This is a genomic window from Neomegalonema perideroedes DSM 15528, assembly GCF_000374145.1.
GTDB lineage: Bacteria > Pseudomonadota > Alphaproteobacteria > Rhodobacterales > Rhodobacteraceae > Neomegalonema > Neomegalonema perideroedes.
In genome coordinates, this window is the sequence record NZ_KB893653.1 from 968,037 (window position 1) to 988,258 (window position 20,222).

17 protein-coding genes are annotated in these 20,222 nt (G+C 67.7%); 12 read left to right on the forward strand and 5 right to left on the reverse strand.

All coding sequences use genetic code 11. The annotated features are described in order from the left end of the window. The first annotated feature begins 4 nt into the window (after positions 1-4). The 3 genes from B161_RS0104670 to B161_RS0104680 are packed head-to-tail and all read left to right on the forward strand — an operon-like array spanning position 5 to position 3,332. Positions 5-982 (forward strand): ROK family protein, encoded by a 978-nt coding sequence (locus tag B161_RS0104670; protein ID WP_240471580.1) that lies wholly within the window; start codon positions 5-7, stop codon positions 980-982. Continuing rightward, positions 979-2,238 (forward strand): class II D-tagatose-bisphosphate aldolase non-catalytic subunit, encoded by a 1,260-nt coding sequence (locus B161_RS0104675; RefSeq protein WP_018632214.1) that lies wholly within the window; start codon positions 979-981, stop codon positions 2,236-2,238. The genes B161_RS0104670 and B161_RS0104675 overlap by 4 nt, the downstream gene beginning before the upstream one ends. Further along, positions 2,235-3,332 carry an N-acetylglucosamine-6-phosphate deacetylase gene (locus B161_RS0104680; protein ID WP_018632215.1) on the forward strand — a complete coding sequence of 366 codons (1,098 nt, stop codon included), beginning with the start codon at positions 2,235-2,237 and terminating at the stop codon, positions 3,330-3,332. The genes B161_RS0104675 and B161_RS0104680 overlap by 4 nt, the downstream gene beginning before the upstream one ends. A gap of 37 nt (positions 3,333-3,369) precedes the next feature. Here B161_RS0104680 and B161_RS0104685 read toward each other — a convergent pair whose 3' ends face one another. Both B161_RS0104685 and B161_RS0104690 read right to left on the reverse strand, forming a co-directional pair. After that, positions 3,370-3,600 carry a hypothetical protein gene (locus B161_RS0104685; RefSeq protein WP_018632216.1) on the reverse strand — a complete coding sequence of 77 codons (231 nt, stop codon included), beginning with the start codon at positions 3,598-3,600 and terminating at the stop codon, positions 3,370-3,372. 199 nt (positions 3,601-3,799) lie between these two features. Further along, entirely contained in the window at positions 3,800-5,476 is a 1,677-nt protein-coding gene (locus tag B161_RS0104690) for an NAD+ synthase (RefSeq protein WP_018632217.1), read from the reverse strand. A gap of 205 nt (positions 5,477-5,681) precedes the next feature. On the opposite strand from B161_RS0104690, the gene B161_RS16735 reads away from it, so the two are divergent. Then, entirely contained in the window at positions 5,682-6,671 is a 990-nt protein-coding gene (locus B161_RS16735) for a hypothetical protein (RefSeq protein ID WP_051085717.1), read from the forward strand. 69 nt (positions 6,672-6,740) lie between these two features. Here the strand turns inward: B161_RS16735 and B161_RS0104700 are convergent, their stop codons facing one another. Continuing rightward, on the reverse strand, positions 6,741-6,983 hold the full coding sequence (locus B161_RS0104700; RefSeq protein ID WP_018632218.1) for a hypothetical protein: 243 nt from the start codon (positions 6,981-6,983) through the stop codon (positions 6,741-6,743). A 273-nt stretch (positions 6,984-7,256) separates the two neighbouring features. Between B161_RS0104700 and B161_RS0104710 the strand changes: the two genes are divergently transcribed. From B161_RS0104710 to rodA, 7 genes are all read left to right on the forward strand, one after another. Beyond that, positions 7,257-7,610: a hypothetical protein gene (locus B161_RS0104710; protein ID WP_018632220.1), complete on the forward strand. Its 354-nt coding sequence runs from the start codon at positions 7,257-7,259 to the stop codon at positions 7,608-7,610. Between the two features lie 278 nt (positions 7,611-7,888). Further along, positions 7,889-9,496 carry a 2-isopropylmalate synthase gene (locus tag B161_RS0104720; RefSeq protein ID WP_018632221.1) on the forward strand — a complete coding sequence of 536 codons (1,608 nt, stop codon included), beginning with the start codon at positions 7,889-7,891 and terminating at the stop codon, positions 9,494-9,496. 168 nt (positions 9,497-9,664) lie between these two features. Next, positions 9,665-10,702 carry a rod shape-determining protein gene (locus B161_RS0104725; protein ID WP_026310196.1) on the forward strand — a complete coding sequence of 346 codons (1,038 nt, stop codon included), beginning with the start codon at positions 9,665-9,667 and terminating at the stop codon, positions 10,700-10,702. A gap of 68 nt (positions 10,703-10,770) precedes the next feature. Further along, on the forward strand, positions 10,771-12,084 hold the full coding sequence (gene mreC / locus B161_RS18600; protein ID WP_018632223.1) for a rod shape-determining protein MreC: 1,314 nt from the start codon (positions 10,771-10,773) through the stop codon (positions 12,082-12,084). Beyond that, entirely contained in the window at positions 12,081-12,596 is a 516-nt protein-coding gene (mreD, locus tag B161_RS0104735; RefSeq protein WP_018632224.1) for a rod shape-determining protein MreD, read from the forward strand. Before mreC ends, mreD begins: the two co-directional genes overlap by 4 nt. Positions 12,597-12,691: 95 nt before the next feature. After that, positions 12,692-14,584, forward strand: a complete 1,893-nt coding sequence (mrdA, locus tag B161_RS0104740) for a penicillin-binding protein 2 (protein ID WP_018632225.1) — start codon at positions 12,692-12,694, stop codon at positions 14,582-14,584. Then, entirely contained in the window at positions 14,581-15,738 is a 1,158-nt protein-coding gene (rodA, locus tag B161_RS0104745; RefSeq protein ID WP_018632226.1) for a rod shape-determining protein RodA, read from the forward strand. The genes mrdA and rodA overlap by 4 nt, the downstream gene beginning before the upstream one ends. Before the next feature lie 110 nt (positions 15,739-15,848). Here the strand turns inward: rodA and hisG are convergent, their stop codons facing one another. Both hisG and hisS read right to left on the reverse strand, forming a co-directional pair. After that, on the reverse strand, positions 15,849-17,807 hold the full coding sequence (gene hisG, locus B161_RS19130) for an ATP phosphoribosyltransferase (RefSeq protein WP_018632227.1): 1,959 nt from the start codon (positions 17,805-17,807) through the stop codon (positions 15,849-15,851). Beyond that, complete coding sequence (gene hisS, locus B161_RS0104755) at positions 17,804-19,309, reverse strand: histidine--tRNA ligase (RefSeq protein WP_018632228.1); 1,506 nt, start codon at positions 19,307-19,309, stop codon at positions 17,804-17,806. The genes hisG and hisS overlap by 4 nt, the downstream gene beginning before the upstream one ends. Positions 19,310-19,474: 165 nt before the next feature. Between hisS and B161_RS0104760 the strand changes: the two genes are divergently transcribed. Beyond that, entirely contained in the window at positions 19,475-20,188 is a 714-nt protein-coding gene (locus B161_RS0104760) for a hypothetical protein (protein WP_018632229.1), read from the forward strand. The last annotated feature ends 34 nt before the right edge of the window (positions 20,189-20,222 follow it).

Genomic DNA, 20,222 nt, shown 5'->3' on the forward strand with positions numbered 1-20,222 from the left:
GGCCATGACGGGGGCCATGACGGGGGCCATGACGGGGGCCATGACGGGGGCCATGACGGGGGCCTTGATCAAATCGGGCGGCGCCCTCTGCGGCGGAATCGACGTCGGCGGCACCAAGATCGAGGCTCAGCTCTTCGGAGCGGGCTTCGCGCCGCTGACGCAAAGGCGGCTGCCGACCTCGCGGGGGGATTTCCGCGACTTCATGACGGTCCTCGCCGAACAGGTCGAATGGATTCTGGAGGCCACGGGGAGGAGCGCCCCCGTCGGGGTGGCTTTGCCGGGGATCGTCGATCCGCAGACGGGGGCCTCGACGGCGGCGAATCTGCCCATCGGCGGGCGCGACGTGGCGGCGGCTCTGCGGGCGCGCTTCGGGCGGGATTTCGTCTTCCTCAACGATTGCTCGGCCTTCGCGCTCTCCGAGGCGCGGGGCGGGGCGGGCGAGGGCTTCGAGACGGTGCTGGGCCTGATCCTCGGAACGGGCGTCGCGGCGGGATTTTGTCAGCAGGGGGCGGAGGCTCCGGGCCGGCTGAACCGCCTCGCGGTGGAGATCGGCCATGTGGGGATCTCCGCCCGCGCTCTGGCGGGCCTGAATCTGCCGCTGATCCGCTGCGGCTGCGGGCGGATCGGCTGTTACGAGACCTATGTGGCGGGGCCGGGGCTGGCGCGTCTGGCCGAGGCCAAGTTAGGGCGGCGCGTCTCGGCGGAGGAGTTGTCCGCCCATGCCGAAGGCGAGGCCGTGCTCGATCTTTGGGCGCATCTGGCCGCCGAAGCTCTGGATCAGGCGCGGCTGCTGCTCGATCCGCAATGCGTGGCGCTGGGCGGCGGCTTGTCGCGTCTGCCGGGCGTGGCGGAGCGTCTGACGGCGGCTTTGGCGCGGCGGCCTCTGGGAGATCTGCGGCCTCCGGCTCTGCGGGTCGCGAAATTCGGCGACGCCTCCGGCGGACGCGGCGCCGCCATTCAGGCATGGAGCCTCTCAACATGAGTCGGGATGTTTTCACCGAGGTCGTCCGCGCCAATCGCGCCGGACGCGCCGTCGCTTTGGCTTCGGTCTGCACCGCCCATCCGGACGCTCTGGCGGCTTCGCTGCGTCTGGCCGAAGCGCGGGACAAGACCTTGCTCATCGAAGCGACGAGCAATCAGGTGGATCAGTTCGGCGGCTACACCGGAATGCGTCCGCCGGATTTCATCGCCATGGTTCAGGCGATCTGCGCCCGCGAGGGCGTGGACCCTGCGCGCGCAGTCTTCGGCGGCGATCATCTGGGGCCGCAGGGCTGGCGCTCGGAGCCCGCCGAATCGGCCATGGCCAAGGCGGCGGATCTCATGCGCGCCTATCTGCGGGCGGGATTCGCCAAGATCCACCTCGATTGCTCCGAGGGCTGCGCGGGCGAACCCGCTCAAGTCGGCGACGCCTTGGCGGCGAGCCGGGCGGCGGCTCTGGCGGCGGTCTGCGAGGACGAAGCCCCCGGACGCGCGCTTTACGTCGTCGGCACCGAGGTTCCGCCTCCGGGCGGCGCCCGCAAGGACGAGGCGGGCGTCGCCCCGACGCCGCCGGAGCGCGCCCTCGCCACGCTGGAGGCTCATCGGGCGGCCTTCGCGGCGGCGGGCGCCTCGGCGGCTTTCGAACGGGTGCGGGGGCTGGTGGTTCAGCCCGGCGTGGAGTTCGCGCCGGATCATGTGGATCGCCTCGACCTGAACGCCCCTGATCGGCTCTCGGCGGCGCTGAAGGATCATCCGGATCTCGCCTTCGAAGCCCATTCCACCGATTACCAATATCCCGAGGTCTATCCGGCTTTGGCGCGGCGCGGCTTCGTGGTGCTGAAGGTCGGCCCGGCGCTGACCTTCGCATGGCGTCAGGCGCTTTACGGCCTGAGCCATGTTCAGGGCTGGCTCGACGGCCGCGCCCATGTCTCCGAGGTCATGGAGCGGCTGATGCTGGCCGAGCCGAAATTCTGGCGCGGCCATTACCCGGATGATCGGGTCTTGCGGCATTTCGGCTATGCGGACCGCATCCGCTATTACTGGGCCAAACCCGAGGCTCAGGCCGCCGTGAGCGCCCTTGAAGCCGCTTTCGACGCCGCTCGTCCGCCCGCGCCGCTCATGGAGCAATATTTTTCGCAGGAGATCCTGACCCGCGCCGAGGCTCTGCGCGGCGAGGGCGTGACGCCTGCGAAATCCCTGCTTTACGCGCAGGTTCAGGCGGCGCTGGATCCCTATCTCTTCCCGGAGGGCGCCGCATGACGCGCCTGATCGCGCCGGAATGGGTTTGGTCCGAGGGCGTCTTGCGCAGGGGCCTCGCTCTGGAGATCGGGGGCGGAGCGCTGAAGCGCCTCCGGCCGCTCGGCCCGGAGGAGCGCCCCGACGCCGCGCCCTATCTCGTCTCCCCCGGCTTCATCGACCTTCAGGTCAATGGCGGCGGGGGCGTGATGGTCAATTCCGAGCCCACCGAAGGGGGGATTCTCGCCGTGGCGGCGGCGCATCGGGCGGTGGGGACGGCGGGGATTCTGCCCACCCTCATCACCGACGCGCCGGAGCGCCTCGACCAGACCGTCGAGGCCATGCTGGGCCTCTGGGGCGAGCGCGGCGTCTTGGGGCTGCATGTCGAGGGGCCGCATATCTCGCCGGAGCGGCGCGGGACGCATGATCCGCGCTTCATCCGGCCTCTGGACGCGCGGACGCTGTCGGCTTTGCGGCGGCTGAGGGCGGCGGGGATTCCCGTGCTGCTGACCCTCGCGCCGGAGCAGGCCCAGCCCGATCAGATCCGCGAGGCGCGCGAGATGGGCGTGGTCCTCTCCATGGGCCACACCGCCGCGACGAAGGATCAGGCGCTGGCGGCGCTGGAGGCGGGCTTCTCCATGGGGACGCATCTCTATAACGCGATGACGCCCATGTCCTCGCGGGATCCCGGCGTGGTCGGGACGCTCATCGATTCGGGGGCCTATTGCGGCCTGATCTGCGACGGAATCCATGTGAGCTGGCCCATGGCGCGCATCGCTGTCCGCGGGCGTCCGCGCAAGGGCCGGAGCTTCATCGTCTCGGACGCCATGGCCACGGTGAACGGGCCGGATCATTTCGAGCTTTACGGCCAGAAGATCTTCGTCCGCGACGGGGCTTTGGTGAATGCGGCGGGCTCTCTGGCGGGGGCGCATATCGACATGGCCCAGAGCTTCGCCCATGCGGTTCGGCGTCTCGGGCTTCCGTTGGGGGAGGCTCTGAGCATGTGCTTAGAGACGCCCTTGGAGGCCATGGACCTGCCCGCGCGGGGCCTCGCCGAAGGGACGCCCCTCGACGAGATCCTCGTTTTCGACCGCGATTTGAAGCGGATCGAGGTTTGAACGGACCCCGATCCGCGCCGCGCAGGCTGACGGGAGCTTAGCTTCTCAGCCATTTATAGAGGCCATAGGCGGCGGCGGCGCCAGCCAGAGGCGCCGCGGCGGTCACGAGGATCCCCGCCGCCATGCCTCCGCCGACCACGCCCCCGACGGTGGCCAGACCCGCCGTCATTCCGGCGGCGGAGGAGCCGGCCGCCGCCGCTCCGATGGCGGCCGTCGTGGCGCCGGCGCCGATCACGCCCGCCACTTTCGCATCAGAATCATCGCTCATGTCATACCTCAAGTTGATGTCTCCGGGAACTTCACCTGAGAATTCATGCCGAATGATGAATCCGGACGGCGCTCCCGTGTCTTTATGCGGCGATTTTTAGGCGATTCAGCATTGATGAAGGCGATGAAGTCCGATAGCGGGATTCATCGAATCAAGATCGGAAACCCCGCGCTTTGCTGGCGCGAGCGGCTCCAAGCCTTCAGCTCGGATCGCGGAAGCGGTTGACGATGGGATAGCGCCGATCCAGCCAGAGCGCCTTGCGGGTGAGCTTGGCGCCGGGCGCGGCCTGAAAGCGCTTATATTCCGCCAGATAGATCAGCCGCTCCACCTTGCGGACGGTCTCGCGCTCGAAGCCCGCCGCGACCAGCTCCGCGACGCTCTGATCGCCCTCGATCAGGCCCTCAAGGATGGCGTCGAGGACCGGATATTCCGGCAGGCTGTCGCTGTCCTTCTGGTTTTCGCGGAGTTCGGCGGTCGGCGGCTTGGAGATCACCCGCTCCGGGATCACCAGACCCGCCGCGCCCTTCATCCATGGGCGGTGATTGGCGTTGCGCCAGCGGCAGATCTCGAAGACCCGCGTCTTATAGAGGTCGATCAGCGGATTATAGCCGCCCGCCATATCGCCGTAGAGGGTCGAATAGCCCACCGAGACCTCGGATTTATTCCCGGTGGTCAGCAGCAGATGGCCGAATTTATTCGACAAGGCCATGAGATAGAGCGCCCGCAGACGCGGCTGCACGTTTTCTTCTGTCAGGCCCGCTTCGATTCCGGCGAAGAAAGGCGCCAATTCATCGCCCACGGCGGAGACCGCTCCGGCGATGGAGATGGAATCCAGCTTCGCCCCGATCAGCCGCGCGATTTCGGCGGCGTCTTCGAGGCTGGTCTTGCTGGTGAAGCGCGAGGGCAGCATCACGCACCAGACGTTTTCCGGCCCGAGGACGTCGGCGGCGACGGCCGCCACGATGGCCGAATCGATTCCGCCCGAGAGCCCTAAAACCGCCTGTTTGAAGCCGGTCTTGCGCATGTAGTCGCCCAGACCGAGGCAGATCGCCTGATAATCGGCTTCATAATCGGAGGGCGTCGACGCCATGGGGCCGGGCGCGCAACGCCAGCCGCTCCCCTCGCGGGTCCAGAGCGTGAGCAGATCGCAGCTCTCGAAGAAAGGCGCCTGAACCGCCCGCTCGCCATCGGCGCCGGGATCCGCGTTGAGGACGAAGCTTCCGCCGTCGAAGATCTGGTCGTCCTGACCCCCGACCATGTTCACATAGAGGAGAGGGAGCCCCGTCTCCGCGACCCGCGCCCGCATGTCGGCCATGCGCGCGCCCTCATGTTTGCCGCGCTCGTAAGGCGATCCGTTGGCGACGATCAGGATCTCCGCGCCCGCCGCCGCCAGAGCCTTGGCCGCGGGCTCCTCCCATGCGTCTTCGCAGATCAGCAGCCCGAGCCGGACGCCGCGAAACAGGACAGGTTCCGGGAGAGGCCCTTGATCCAGCGTGCGTTTCTCATCGAAGACGCCGTAATTGGGGCGCTCGTATTTGCGCGAGACGGCCTGAACCGCCCCATCCGCGCAAAGGAACAGAGCGTTATGCACCCGCCCCTCCTCATGCAGCGGCCCGCCGATCAGCAAACCGGGGCCTCCGGGGCGGGTCTCGGCGGCGATCTCCGCCAGAGCCTCGGCGCAGGCCCGTCCGAAAGCGGGCTTGCGCACGAGATCCTGAAGCTGATAACCGCTCAGGAACATCTCGGGCAGCGCGACGAGATCGGCGCCTTGGGTCTCGGCGGCGGCGAGCGCCGCCTTGGCTTCGCCCAGATTTCCGCGCAGATCTCCGGTCGTGGGGTCGCGTTGGGCGATGAGGATCTGAAGACGGTCGGCCATGGCTCGGCTCCTGTGCTTGGGCGGCCAAGTCCTAGCCCGCTCCCCTCCGAGGCGCAAGAAGGCCCTCCGGAGAGGCGCGGAGGGGGAGAGAGGGCCTTCGCGGCGGGTTGCGCGCGACGGGCGCCCTTGGCTATGGTCGCCCGCAAGGGGACGGCGTGGGAGAAGGCCGGCGTTCGTCGCGTCCGGACATGCGGATAAGGCGTGGATGATGATGTTGTTTCCGAGAATTCTTCTGGCGCTCGGCGTCGCGGCTTCGGCCGGATCGGCGGCGGTCTCGACCGCGGGGGCCGAGCCCTCCGGCGTGGCGGCCCCTGAGCGTCTGGCTCAGGCCGAGCAGGCCCCGGCTCCGACGCCGCGTCCGGCGCGCGGCGCGGCCGAGGAGGCGCCTTTGTCGCAGCCTCTGGCGCCGGTGCGGCCCTCCGAGGGCGGCGTGGTCAGCGAGCGGCGCGGCGCGGGCGGCGGCACGGTGGTGACCTATCCCGACGGCGGCGAATACGTCGGCGATTTCGAGGGCGGCCGCCAGCACGGCAAAGGCACCTTCCGTCTGCCCGACGGCTATGAATACGTCGGCGAATGGCGGGAGGGCCGGATCGAAGGCGAAGGGATCGCGAAATATCCCAACGGCTCGACCTACGTCGGCCAGTTCCGCGACGGCGCGCCGCATGGTCAGGGCCGCATCACCTTCGAGGACGGCGGCGAATATGAAGGCGCCTGGAAGGACGGGCGCATCGACGGTCAGGGAATCGCCAAATATCCCAACGGCGTGATCTACGAAGGCCAGTTCCGCGACGCCGCCCATCACGGGCGCGGCAAGATGACCATCCCCGATTCCGGCTATGAATATGACGGCGATTGGGTCGAGGGGCTTCAGGACGGGCAGGGCGTGGCGCGCTACTCCAACGGCACCGTCTACGAGGGCGGCTTCTCCAAGGGGCAGCGCAGCGGGCGCGGCAAGATCCTCATCGAGAACGAGGGCTTCGAATTCGAAGGCGACTGGAGCGCCGGACAAATGAACGGCCGCGGCGTCGCGCGTTATCGCAGCGGCGAGGCCTTCAACGTCTATGAGGGCGAATTCCGCGCCGGGCGCCGCCATGGCCATGGCGTCATGACCTACGCCACCGGCGAGGTCTATGACGGCTATTGGGCGCGGGGCAGCCGCTCGACGCAGGAAGAAGCCGAGCAGCAGAACCAGTAAGGCGCGGATGGAATCACCCGGCTCCCGGGTGATTCCCGAGCCTTCAGGACCGGCGGGCGCGGCGGCGCGTCACCATGAGCAGTCCTTCAGGCATTGTTCCCGCGCCTTGGCGTAGCTCAGGGCGCAGCCCGACGGAAGTTTGCTCTGTCGGCACAGCCTGAGCTCCTCCAGCGCCTTCTCCTCGCAATCCAGAATCAGACAGGATTTCTCCTGCTCCTCGTCCTCTTCGGAGTCGGGCGTCTGCGCGAGGCCTGCGCCTGTCAAGGCGAGCAGCATGAGGGCTGAAGCGAGGGCGGCGGAAATCCGGCTCATGATCTTCCTCCATGGAAAGTTGTCTTTCCTGAGGATTTATCCTTTTAGTATTTTGTTCAATGAAAAACGCATCGGAGGAGGTCGCGGCGCCGGAGCGGCGAAAGAAGCGCGCGGGATTCGCCGGGGCGGGGATCACGGGAGACTGGGAGCGGATCATGTTCTCGGCGCGGGAGATGAGCATAAGAATCTATGATAGGTTGACTGGAGGCAGGTGGAGCGCGATTTAGGGAGTCTCGCCGATCCATGCTTCTGAGTGCGGGAGGGAGACGGAATATGCAAAAGACATTGATCGCTCTGAGCGCCTTTGCGGTCGTCCTGTCGTCGGGTCCGCCGGGACAGGCTCAGGACGGGCTCCTCGCGCGCCAACTGGAGCTCGAAAGGAAGCTGGAAAGCCTTCAGCAGGAGGTTGGAGAACTCCAGCAAGGGCTTAAGCCGATCATTTTATATCAATGCCCTTCTAATCTTCACACGCTTGAAGGTCATGATAGCGGCGATGTTTGGTTGTCGGTCGGTTGTTTGGGGCAGATCTCCTCAATCAGCACCTGTGCGATTTATTGGCGGGACGCCGCCGCTGTCCGTACGCGTGTTGCTGAATGCGCGCCCGTGACCTTCTACCAAAAGCCCTGAAATCGTCCTTCGCGCCTGCGAAACCGCAGGACGCCCCGGCTTTCCTCGCCTTTCGCCTTGCGGGCGGGCGGGGCTTCTGCTACCAGAATCCCATGTTCGCCAGCAGCGCCATTTTTGAGGATGCGAAGACGGTCGGCCCGATGGGGCTTGCGGCCGCGCTTCTTCTTATGCGCCCCTGAGCGCGGCCGCGGCCAGCGGCGCGCCCGCTCAGGGGATGTCGACTCCTTCGCGCCGCGCCCGACCTTCATTTCCAGACGAAAACTCAGGTTCCTCAGATCATGACCGATTCCGCCTCCTCCCATGATTCCATGGGCGTCGCTTCCGCGATTCCCGCCGGCCGCGTTTTGATTTTCGACACCACCCTGCGCGACGGCGAGCAGTCGCCCGGCGCCTCCATGACCCATGAGGATAAATGCGAGATCGCCGCGCTCCTCGACGAAATGGGCGTGGACGTCATCGAGGCGGGCTTCCCCATCGCCTCCGAAGGCGATTTCGAGGCGGTGAAGGCCATCGCCGGATTGGTCAAGCGGGCTTCGGTCTGCGGTCTGGCGCGGGCCTCGAAGAAAGACATCCTGCGGGCCTGGGAGGCTCTGGAGGGCGCGCGGAACCCGCGCATCCACACCTTCCTCAGCACCTCGCCGCTGCATATGAAGCATAAGCTGAATCTGGAGCCCGAACAGGTTCTGGCCAAGATCCACGAGAGCGTCAGCTACGCCCGCAGCCTCTGCGACAACGTGCAATGGTCGCCCGAGGACGGCACCCGCACCGAGCGCGAATTCCTCGCCAAGGCCGTGCGGACCGCTCTGGAGGCGGGCGCCAACACCATCAACATCCCCGACACCGTCGGCTACACCATCCCCAACGAATCGGCGCAGATCATCCGCCAGCTCCGCGAGGACGTGCCCGAGATCGACGAAAAGGCGATCATCGCCACTCATTGCCATAACGACCTCGGCATGGCGGTGGCCAATTCTCTGGCGGCGGTCTCGGCGGGCGCGCGTCAGATCGAATGCACCATCAACGGCTTGGGCGAGCGCGCGGGCAACGCCGCCCTCGAAGAGGCGGTCATGGCCTTGCGCGTGCGCCGCGACGTGCTGCCCTACGAATCCGGGGTGGATCCGGTCTATCTGGCCCGCGCCTCGCGGATGGTGGCCAACGCCACCGGATTTCCGGTGCAATATAACAAGGCCATCGTCGGCAAGAACGCCTTCGCCCATGAATCGGGCATCCATCAGGACGGCATGCTCAAACACGCCGGAACCTATGAGATCATGACTCCCGAGACGGTGGGCGTCAGCAAGACGAACCTCGTGCTGGGCAAGCATTCGGGCCGTCATGCGCTGAAGGAGCGCCTGAAGGAATTGGGCTATGATCTCGGCGACAACGCCCTGCAGGACGCCTTCGTGCGCTTCAAGGCTCTGGGCGACGCCAAGCGCGAGATCTTCGACGAAGACCTGATCGCTCTGGTGGACGACGCCGCCTCCGAGGTCGAGGGCGGCGAGGGCCGGGTGAAGCTGATCGATCTTCAGGTCGAGAGCCGCATGGGCCAGAGGGCGAAATCCCGCGTCGTGCTGGAGATCGACGGCCAGCGTCAGGAGGCCGAAGGCGAAGGCGACGGCCCGGTGGACGCCGCTTATAAGGCCGTGAAGGCTCTGGTGAAGCATCAGGGCAAGCTGCAGCTCTTTCAGGTGACCTCCGTCACCGGCGGCACCGACGCCCAGGCCGAGGTCTCGGTGCGGCTGGAGGAGGGCGGATATATCGCCGCTTCTCAGGCCGCCGACACCGACACCGTGGTCGCCGCGGCCAAGGCCTACGTCAACGCGCTGAACAAGCTCTTCCTGCGCCGCCAGAAGACCGCGCCGGAAAGCTCTGCTTTGGCGGGCTGATTCGAAAAGCCGCGTCGCGGCGTCATTCTCCGCATGCGCCGCCGAATCTCTCGGATTCGGCGGCGTTTTCGCGCCTGAAAGCCCTTTGCGCCCCTTTCTTCGGACGATATAAGGAAGCCCGACGGGATGCGGCGCCGCCGCAAGCAAGACGGATTCAAGGACGGGGCGATGCTGGGATTTTTCAACTTGTTCTCCTCGGACATCGCCATAGATCTCGGCACGGCCAATACGCTGATCTACATCAAGGGCCGGGGCATCGTCCTCAACGAGCCCTCGGTGGTGGCGATTTCGCGCAAGGGGGAGCGCAAGGAGATCCTCGCCATCGGCCATGAGGCCAAGGCCATGATCGGCCGCACGCCGGGCCGCATCGAGGCCATCCGCCCCCTCCGCGACGGCGTGATCGCCGATTTCGACGTGGCCAAAGCCATGATCAAGGAGATGATTCGCAAGGTGCAGCGGCGCGGCTTCTTTTCGCGGCCCTTCATCCTCGTCTGCGTGCCCTCGGGCGCGACGCCCGTCGAGCAGCGCGCCATCCGCGATTCGGCTCTTGAGGCGGGCGCCCGCGCCGTGCGGCTGATTCCCGAGCCCATCGCCGCCGCCATCGGCGCCGGAATTCAGGTGACGGAGCCGGTCGGCTCCATGGTGGTCGACATCGGCGGCGGCACGACGGAGGTCGCGATCATCTCCATGGCCGACATCGTTTACGCGCGCTCGGTGCGGGTGGGCGGCGATAAGATGGACGAGGCGATCATCGCCTATCTGCGCCGCAACCACAGCCTGCTCGTCGGCGAGACCACCGCCGAGCGCATCAAAATGCAGATCGGCGCCGCCTGCCTGCCCGAAACGGGCGTCGGCCAGATCATCCAAGTGCGCGGCCGCGACCTCATGAACGGCGTGCCCAAGGAGATCTCGGTCAATCAGGCCCAGATCGCCGAGGCCCTCGCCGAGCCCACCGCTCAGATCGTCGAGGCGGTGAAGGTGGCTCTGGAGCAGATGCCCGCCGAGCTTTCCGCCGACATCGTGGATCGGGGAATCATGCTCACCGGAGGCGGGGCGCTCTTGGGCGATCTCGACCGGGTGCTGCGCGACGAGACGGGCCTTCCGGTCACCATCGCGGACGAGCCGCTGAACTGCGTGGCCCTCGGAACGGGACGGGCGCTTGAACATATGGCCGCCCTGAGCCATGTGTTGATCGAAGAGGTCTGATCCTCCTGCGCTTTGATTCCCTTACGCGACGCGCCTTGGCCGCCGCCATTCCCGGAGGATGACCCGCCATGGCCGCCGGCCGCGAGAAAAGCCTGAGAAGGACGCTCGCTCAGCTCGGCCTCGGCGCCTTGGTCGTCGGGGGGGCGGCGATGATGCTGCTCGACGCCTCGGGGGATCCCCGCGTGGAGCGCGCCAAGCAGGCCGCCGCCGAAAAAGCCGCGCCCGCTCTGGAGGTCGCCGCGGGACCGGTGCGCTTCTTCAGCGGGCTCTTCGCCCGCTCGCGCACCGCCTTCAGCATCACCGCCGAGAACGCCCGTCTGCGCGCCGAGGTCGAGACTCTGCGCAGCTGGCGCGATTACGCCATGCGGGTTCAGCAGGAGAACGAGCGTCTGCGCGGGCTGAACAACGTGCGTCCGCCTTTGCGAGTGCTGAGCGTGGTGGGGCAGGTCATCGCCGATTCGGCGGATCAGGCCACCCAGACGGCCCTCGTCAGCGTGGGCTCCGCCGACGGCGTGCATGAGGGCTCGGCGGCGCTCAGCGGAGACGGCCTGATCGGGCGGGTGCTGGCCGTGGGCGAACGCTCCTCGCGGCTGCTGCTGCTCACCGACACGCGCAGCCGCATTCCGGTGCGCGTCGAGCCCGCCGGACATCGCGCCCTCCTCGCCGGAGACGGCGGCGATCAGCCCAAACTCGTCTTCATGCAGCAGAACGTCCGTCTGAATCACGGCGACCGCGTGGTGACCTCCGGAGACGGCGGCGTCTTGCCGCGCGGCGTGGAGGTGGGCGTCGTGGCGGCGGGCGCGGGCGGAGAGCCCCGCGTGCAGCTCAAGGCCGCCACCAGCGGCATGGAGTTCGTGCGCATTCTGCGTCAGCACGCCGATCTGGAGATCAATCCCACGGCGGGCGTCATCTTCGGCGCGCCGGGCGGCGGCGGCCTGAGCTTCGGCGGGCGCCGGGAGCAGGATTCCGACGCGCCCGTGGCGCCGCCTCTGCCTCAGGCCGCCGCGCCCGCGCCGGCTCCGCCCGCCGCGAATCGTCCGCCGCAATCGGCGGCCGCCGCGTCGCCGCGCCCGCCCGCCCCGGCCTCCTCCCCGACGGGCGCCGTCCCCGCGCCGATCCTCCAGCAGGCGCCTTTGATTCAGCAGGCCCCGGTTCCGGCTCAGCCGACTTCGCCGCCGCCCGTCTATTCCGTGGCGCAGCCGCCCGCCGTTCCGCCGCCTGCGGCTCCGCCGCCCGCCCCGCCGCCGATCTACGCCCCGGCGCTCCCGGCGAGGAGCGGCCCCCCGATCTACGATCCCGGCGGGCCTCTGATCTTTCCGCCGCCTGCGGCGGGCGAGCCCACGCCGGGCGTCCGGCTCGATCCCCCGACGGTCTGGCCGTGAGGCTCGGCGGCGCCCGCTCCGGCGCGCCCCGGACGACGCTCGGCGCGGCGGCGGGGCTGCTCGTCACGATGCTTCTGGCCGTGCTGCTCGACGCGGCGCCGGGCTCGGGGCCGATGGTCGCGCCGCTGCCGGCGGTGGTCTTGTTCTTCTGGATCACCCATCGCCCGGAGGCGACGCCGCTCTGGATCTCCTTTTTATTCGGCGCCTTGCTCGACGTGCTGACGGGCGGCGTCCTCGGGGTGAACGCTCTGGCGCTGATGGGGGCGCATTTTCTGGCGGGGCGTCTGGTCTCGGGCTATGCGCTGTTTTGGATGCGCTGGGCGATCTGCGCGCTTTATCTGGCGGTTTATCTGGGGCTCGGCTGGCTTTTGGCCTCCATGGCGCAATTCGGCGCCGCGCCTTTGGGGAACGCGCCGCAGCGCTGGATCTTCGGCGTTTTATGGCATCCTCTGCTGGAGGCTCCCTTGCGCCGTCTTTTCGGGGGCCGCATGGCGGCGACGGAGCGGCGCTGAAGCCGCGTTGACGGGGATATGATCTTCGGGAGCGTTGCAAGCGGCGGGTTTTCGGGCGATCTGAAGAACTTGGGACATCCCACGGGAGGCGCGCCATGAGAGACGAGGAACTGCGCGGGCAGGAGATGGGGCGCAAGCGCTTCACCCGTCGGGTTTTGCTGCTGGGCGGCGTTCAGGGCCTCGTCGGGGCGGGGCTGGCGGCGCGGATGTATCACCTTCAGGTGGTCGAATCGCCGCAGCACCGGGCCGCCGCCGACCGCAACCGCTTCGACGACAGCATGATCGCGCCGCCGCGCGGCCAGATCGTCGACCGCTTCGGGCGCCCTCTGGCGGTGAATAAGCAGAATTACCGCCTCTTCGTCTCGCGCGACGGCTCGCCGGACGTGGAGGAGACCCTCGCGCAATTGGCGCGGCTCATCGATCTGCCGGAGCATCGCCGTCAAAAGGCTCTGCGCGAATTGCGCACCGGCAGCCGCTTCGCGCCGGTGATGGTCGCCGAGAATCTCACTTGGGACGAATTCGCCCTCGTCAACGCCAACGCCCCCGCCTTGCCGGGCGTCACGCCGGACGTGGGCTGGATGCGCGATTATCCGCAGAAGGATTCCTGCGCCCATGTGGTGGGCTACGTCGCCACGCCCTCGCAGCAGGATCAGGAGGCCGATCCCGAGAACCGCCGCCTGCTGCTGCTGCCGAGCATGAAGATCGGCAAGAACGGCGTCGAGCGCACCGAAGACCCCATTCTGCGCGGCAAGGCGGGCGCCCGCCGCGCCGAGGTCAACGTGCGCGGACAGGTCATCCGCGAGATCAGCCGCGACGACGGCGAACGCGGCGCCGAGCTCACTTTGACCCTCGACGCCGATCTGCAGAAATACGCCATGGAGCGCATGGGCGACTATAGCGGCTCGGTGGTGGTGATGGACGTGCGCACGGGCGATCTGATCGTGCTGGCCTCCATGCCGGGCTACGACCCCAATCCCTTCGTGGGCGGCATCAGCCACGCCGCATGGCGCGCGCTCAACGAGGATCCTCTGCGCCCGCTCAACAACAAGGCCGTGGCGGGCTCTTACGCGCCGGGCTCGACCTTCAAGATGATCGTGGCTCTGGCGGGTCTCGATTCGGGGATGATCTCGCCGCAGCATACGGTCTTCTGCAATGGGCGAATGCCTTTGGGCGACCATATCTTCCATTGCTGGAAGCGCGGCGGCCACGGGGCGGTCGACATGAACCGCGCCATCAAGGAATCCTGCGACGTCTATTTCTACGACGTCGCCCGCCGCATGGGCGTCGACCGCATCGCCGAGGTCGGGCGCAAATTCGGCGTGGGCGAGGCGCCGGACGTCGCCTTGCCCTATGTGCGGCCGGGCGTCATGCCGGACCGCGCCTGGCATCTGGCGAAATACGGCTACGGCTGGCCGCAGGGCCAGACGCTCAACGTGAGCATCGGGCAGGGCTACGTCGAGATGACGCCGCTGCAATTGGCGCTGATGACCGCCTCTTTCGCCAATGGCGGCTATGGCGTGACGCCGCGTCTGGTCAAGGCGATCAACGGCGAGGAGGTCAAGCTGGAGCCTCTGGTGGATCTCGGCTTCCGCCGCGCCCATATCGAGGCCATGCAGCGCTCCATGGACGCCGTCTGCAACGAGCAGCGCGGCACCGGCTATAACGCCCGCATCAAGCTGGCGGGCTATGAGATGGCGGGCAAGACCGGCACGGCTCAGGTGCGGCGCATCACCGCCGCCGAGCGCGCCCGGCGCGTGCGGGCCAATGAGGAGCTTCCGCGCCATCTGCGCGACCACGCCTTGTTCGTGGCCTACGCGCCGCGCCATGATCCGCGCTACGCCTGCTCGATCATCGTGGAGCATGGCGGCGGCGGTTCGGCGGTGGCGGCGCCCATGGTCCGCGACATTCTGACCCGGCTGATGACGCGTCCGCCGCCCTCCGAGGCCGCCGGAGCCTCCGAGGAAGTCGGCCAAGGGAGAGCCGGATGAGCTTTTTCGACGAAGCCCCCCGCCAGAGGCTGAGCCTGCCCGCGCGGTTCCTCAGGCTGCACTGGCCCTTGATCGCGCTGATCGCCGCCGTGGCGACGGTGGGATTCTTCATGATGCATTCCGTGGGGCGCGGACAAGCGCCTTGGGCGCAGCAGCAGATGACGCGCTTCATCGTCGGCGGGGGGCTGATGGTGGCCATCGCCCTCGTGGACGTGCGCTTCTGGCGCAAGATCGCTTATCTGGCCTATGCGGCGGGAGTCGCGGGGCTGGTGGCGGTGGACGTCATGGGCGTGGTGGGCATGGGCGCCCAGCGCTGGATCGACTTCGGATTCGTCCGCTTCCAGCCTTCCGAGCTGATGAAGGTGGCTTTGGTTCTGGCTCTGGCGCGCTATTACCACGACATCGGCCCTGTGCGGGCGGGCAAGCTGCTCTGGCTGATCCCGGCTCTGCTGATGATCGCGGCGCCCTGCGCTCTGGTGCTGATTCAGCCGGATCTCGGCACGGCGGTGCTGCTGGGCTTAGGCGGATTCTCGGCCATGTTCCTCGCCGGGGCGAGCTGGTGGTTCTTCATCCTGATGGCTTTAGGGCTGGGCGGCGCGATCTGGGCGGTCTTCGCCTCTCAGGGGACCGACTGGCAATTGCTGCGCGATTACCAATATCGCCGCATCGAGGTCTTCCTCGATCCCACGCAGGATCCTCAGGGCGCGGGCTACCACATCAATCAGTCGATGATCGCCTTCGGCTCGGGGGGCGTGGAGGGCAAGGGCTATATGGCGGGTTCTCAGACGCAGCTCGATTTTCTGCCCGAAAAGCGCACGGACTTCATCTTCACCACCTTCGCCGAGGAATTCGGCATGATCGGCGCGGTGAGCCTTCTGGCGCTCTATACGCTGCTGGTCTGGATGTGCCTCGCGAGCGCCCTGCGCATCCGCCATAGCTTCGGGCGGATTCTGGCGGGCTCTCTGGCCATGGCCTTCTTCTGCTATTACGGAATCAACATGGCCATGGTGATGGGGCTGGCGCCGGTGGTGGGCGTGCCTTTGCCGCTGATCTCCTATGGCGGCACCTCGATGATCGCGCTGATGTGCGCCTTCGGGCTGATGCTCAGCGCCTTCGTCTATCGCGACGCGCCTTTCGACACGCGCAGGGGATAGAGGGGGGAGCCGAAGCGTCTCCCGCCCATGTTTGGCCGTTCGGACGCTTCAAGTTTTTGTTCGGCCGCGTTTTCGCGACGCGAAGCCGTTTCGGCCTCGCTGGAAAACGCTCAGGCCCCCTTCAGCCGCGCCTCTAAAGCCTGAAGCGCCGTGGCCGCCCGCACGCCGATGGGGCGGGTCGTGGCGTAGAGACAGGCCTCGCTGGCCAGCATCGGCGGATGGGTGACGATCTTCAGATGATTGTCGCGCAGGGTCTCGCCGGTGGAGGTGATGTCCACGATCACATCCGCCGAGCCCGCCCCCGGAGCCGCCTCCGTCGCGCCGAGGCTCTCCACGATGACGTAGTTCACCACGCCGCGCTCCTCGAAGAATTCGCGCGTGAGGTTGACGTATTTCGTCGCCACCCGCAGAGGCGCGCCCGTCGCGGCGAAGAGATGCGAAGCCACGTCGTCGAGGTCGCTCATATCCGAGACGTCGGCCCAGCATTGCGGCGCCGCCGCCACCAGATCCGCCCGTCCGAAGCCGAGCGCCGCCGCCTTGCGCAGCCGCGAACGCCAGTCCGCCACCTCCTCATTGACGAGATCCTCGCCGGTGACGCCCGCGTCGATCTCTCCGGCGGCGAGCCGATGGGCGATCTCGCCCGCCGACATCAGCCGCAGCTCGATTCCCTTCATGCCTTCGAGCCGCGCGGCGTATTCGCGGGCGCGGCCCACGTCGGTCACGGTCAGCCCGACCTTGGCGAAACGCTCCTGAAGCTGCTCGCGCAGCCGCCCCTTCGAGGGCAGCCCGAGCCGCAAAGGCGCATGATCGTCCGGCGCTTCGGCCAAGGGCGCGGCGGAGACGCTCGGGCGCGGATCGGGCGGCGCGATGAGATTGGCGAAGATGGTCGCGCCGATGGCGGGGATCCGCTGGGGGGCGCCCATGGCCTGAAGCAGCTCGCCGTAGCGCCCGCCGGAAGCGAGGATCTTCTCGCCGCTCCGCATGCGGATGCGGAAGAGGAAGCCGGAGTAATATTCCATCTTGGAGCGGAAGATCCCCCGGAAGCGCAGCTTATCCGCCGCGCCGATCAGGCGGTTCATGGCCTGGGCGCGCTTGCGCAGGGTCTCGACGGCGGCTTCCGCCTTGACGCCGGTCTCTTTGGCGAGGGCCTCCAGCCGGTCGGGGGCCTCCACGGCGGGACAATCGATGTCGAGCAGCCCCTCCATGAAGGCGAGCGAGGCCTGCGACAGCGCCGGAGCGAAGGCGTCCTCCGCCTCCTCGCGCAGCCGCCCGACGATTTCGTCTAAGGGCCGCTGTCCGATGAGCGGCCCGCCCGCCTCCTCGATGACGTCGGCGAGCACGGCGCGGGCTTCGGCGTCGGGCTCGCGGCCGGAAAGGGCGGTCAGAGCCGCGAAGCGCGCCACGCGGGGCAGGGAATCGATGAAGGCGAGGCGGCCCTCGCCGGGCCGGGAATAGCCCTCCATCAGGGCGCGGAACTGCGCGGGGCGCCAGTAATGCCGCCGCAGGCGCTGACGCCGGGCGCGGGGCAGGGCGGCGCCGTCGGTCAGGCGCAGGGCGTCGAGGGCGGCGTCGATGAGGGCGGTGTCGCCCATCTCCACCAGAGGCGCCGCCACGCCCGCCATGCGCAAAGCCTGAAGCGTGAGGGTCAGAGCCTCGACGTCGCCCTCGATTCCCTCGCTTCCGCCGAAGATCTCGAAGCCGACCTGACGCACCTCGCCGCGCTCGCGGCTCCAGGCGGGGCCGGAATAGGAATAGCGCCCCGCCGGAGCGGCGCCCCGCGCCATGCGCTCCAGATGATGCGTGGCGATGGGCACGGTGAAGTCCGGGCGCATGCAAAGCTCGCCCCCTTGCCCGTCGGCGAAGATATAGGCGTCGCCCCGGGTGCGCTCGCCATAGAGCCGCAGCATGGCCGAGGCGTCGAGCAGCGCCGGAGGGGCCACCACCGGGCAGCCCTGAGTCTGGAGCCAGTCGCGCATGGCCTTCTCGACGGCGTTCAGCCTTCCGAGCGCCGCGCCCGCGTAGAAATCGGCGGGGGCGGCGAGGGAGGGCGCGAGGGCGCGGGGGCTCATTTCGCGTCTCCCTTCACGCGGGCGATGATCTCGCGCACCGTGGCGACCACCTCGCTGAAAGGAACCTCGCGCTGGGCGGGCTGAGCCTTCCATTCGTCGTTGGACGTGATCTGCGCCGCGAGCTGCGTCCCGAGCGCCAGATCCTTGATCTGCGCCACGCCGCGCGCCCGCTCGTCGGAGCCGACGATCACCGCCGCCGGAGCCGCGCGCTTATCGGCGTATTTGAGCTGCTTGCCCATATTGGTCCCGGAGCCGAGGAAGGTCTCGGCCCGGATTCCCGCCGCCCGGAGTTCGCCGCAAAGGGCCATGGTCTCGGCGATATGGGCGGGATCGAGGTTCAGCACCACCACCGGGCCGATGGTCTCCGCCCCGAGGGCGCCTTTGGCCTCCAGAGCCGCGAGCAGGCGATCCACGCCGATGGAGGCGCCCGTGGCCGGAGTCTTCTGCCCCGTGAAGCGCATGACGAGATCGTCGTAGCGTCCGCCGCCCGCCACCGAGCCGAAGCGCCGGAGCGCGCCTTTCTCGTCGCGGATTTCAAAGGTGAGTTCGGCCTCATAGACGGGTCCGGTGTAATAGCCGAGGCCGCGCACCACCGAGGGGTCGATCTTCAGCCGCTCCGGCCCATAGCCGAGCTTATCGAGGATCTCGGCGATGGTCTCCAGCTCCTGAACGCCTTCGAGCCCCGTCGCCGAGCCGCCCACCAATTCGCGCAAGCGCGCGCAGGTGGCGGCTCCGGTTTCGCGCTCCGCCGAAACGAAGCCGAGGATCAGATCCGCCTGTTCCTTCGCCAGCTTGGCGCCGGGGGTGAAATCGCCGGATTCGTCCTTGCGGCCCTCGCCGAGGAGCGCCCGCACGCCCTCTTCGCCGAGGCGGTCCATCTTGTCGACGGCGCGCAAGGTGATTCCGCGGCGGTTCTCTTGGGCCGCGTCCTCGCCCGCGAGCCCCGCCGCCTCCATCACGCCGGACAGCACTTTGCGGTTATTCACCCGCAGAACGTAATCCCCGCGCGAGACTCCCGCCGCCTCCAACGCGTCGGCGAGCATGGCGCAGATCTCGGCGTCCGCCGCGACGCTCGGGGCGCCCACGCTGTCGGCGTCGCATTGCCAGAATTCGCGGAAGCGCCCCGGCCCCGGCTTCTCATTGCGCCAGACCGGACCCATGGCGTAGCGCCGGTAGGGCGTCGGCAATTCGAGGCGATGCTGAGCCGCCACGCGCGCCAGAGGCGCCGTCATGTCGTAGCGCAGCGCCAGCCATTGGTCGTCCTCGTCGCGGAAGGCGAAGACGCCGCCTTCGGGACGATCCACGTCGGGCAGGAACTTGCCGAGGCTCTCGACGAATTCGAAGGCGGGGGTCTCCAGAGGATCGAAGCCGTAGCGATGATAGACCTCCGCGATGCGCCCGAGCATCGCCCGGCGCGCCGAAGCCAAAGGTCCGAAGGAATCGCGCAAGCCTCGCGGCGCCTGCGCCTTCGGGCGCGGCGCGGGTTTCTGGGAAGCCGTCATTGGTTGATCCGCCCTCTTGTGGTTCGGCGGCGCTTATAGCGCATAGGCCCCGCTCCGCCAAGGCGGGCGGGCCTCGGAAGGGCCGGGAAAGCCGCCCGCCTTGCTCCGAATCGGGAAAGGCGCCAGAATCCTTAACGATCCTTTTCCTCACTCCGGAGCCCCGCCATGAAGCTGAGCCGGTCGCAAATGGTCCTCTACGGGCTTTGGGGGCTTCTGGGAGTCTCGGCGCTGCTGGCGATCTATGAGCGGACATGGAGTCTGCTCTTCATCTCGGTGGTCACTTTTCTGCTAACCCTCGGGCCGCGCGTGGTGGAGACTTGGGCGGACATCCGCATTCCGCCGAGCTTCGTGGCGGCCATCGCGCTGTTCGTGCTGGGGACGATCTTCCTCGGCGAGGTCTTCGACTTCTACAACCGCTTCTGGTGGTGGGACGTCGTGATGCATTTCGGTTCGGCCATCGGCTTCGGCCTGATCGGCTTCGTGATCGTGCTGATGATGTTCAAGGGCGACGTCTACGCCGCGCCGCCTTCGCTGATCGCCATGTTCGCCTTCACCTTCGCGGTGAGCATCGGCGCCATCTGGGAGATCTTCGAATATTTCATGGATCAGACCTTCGGCACGAATATGCAGAAATCCGGTCTGGTGGACACCATGAACGACCTCATCGTGGATTGCTGCGGCGCTTTTCTGGGAGCTTTGTCGGGCTATCTCTATCTGCGTCAGGAGCGCGCGGGCGGCTTCGCCTGGGTGATCCATGAATTCATCGAGGATAATCCGAAATTCTTCCCCAAGCGCGTGAAGCGCATCGCCGAGGAAAAGGCCGCCAAAGCTCAGAGCCTGCGCGGCGGGGCGCCTGCGAAAGATGCGGAGGGCGCGTAAGGCGGCTCTGGCGCGCGTTCCATCTTCGTGCTAG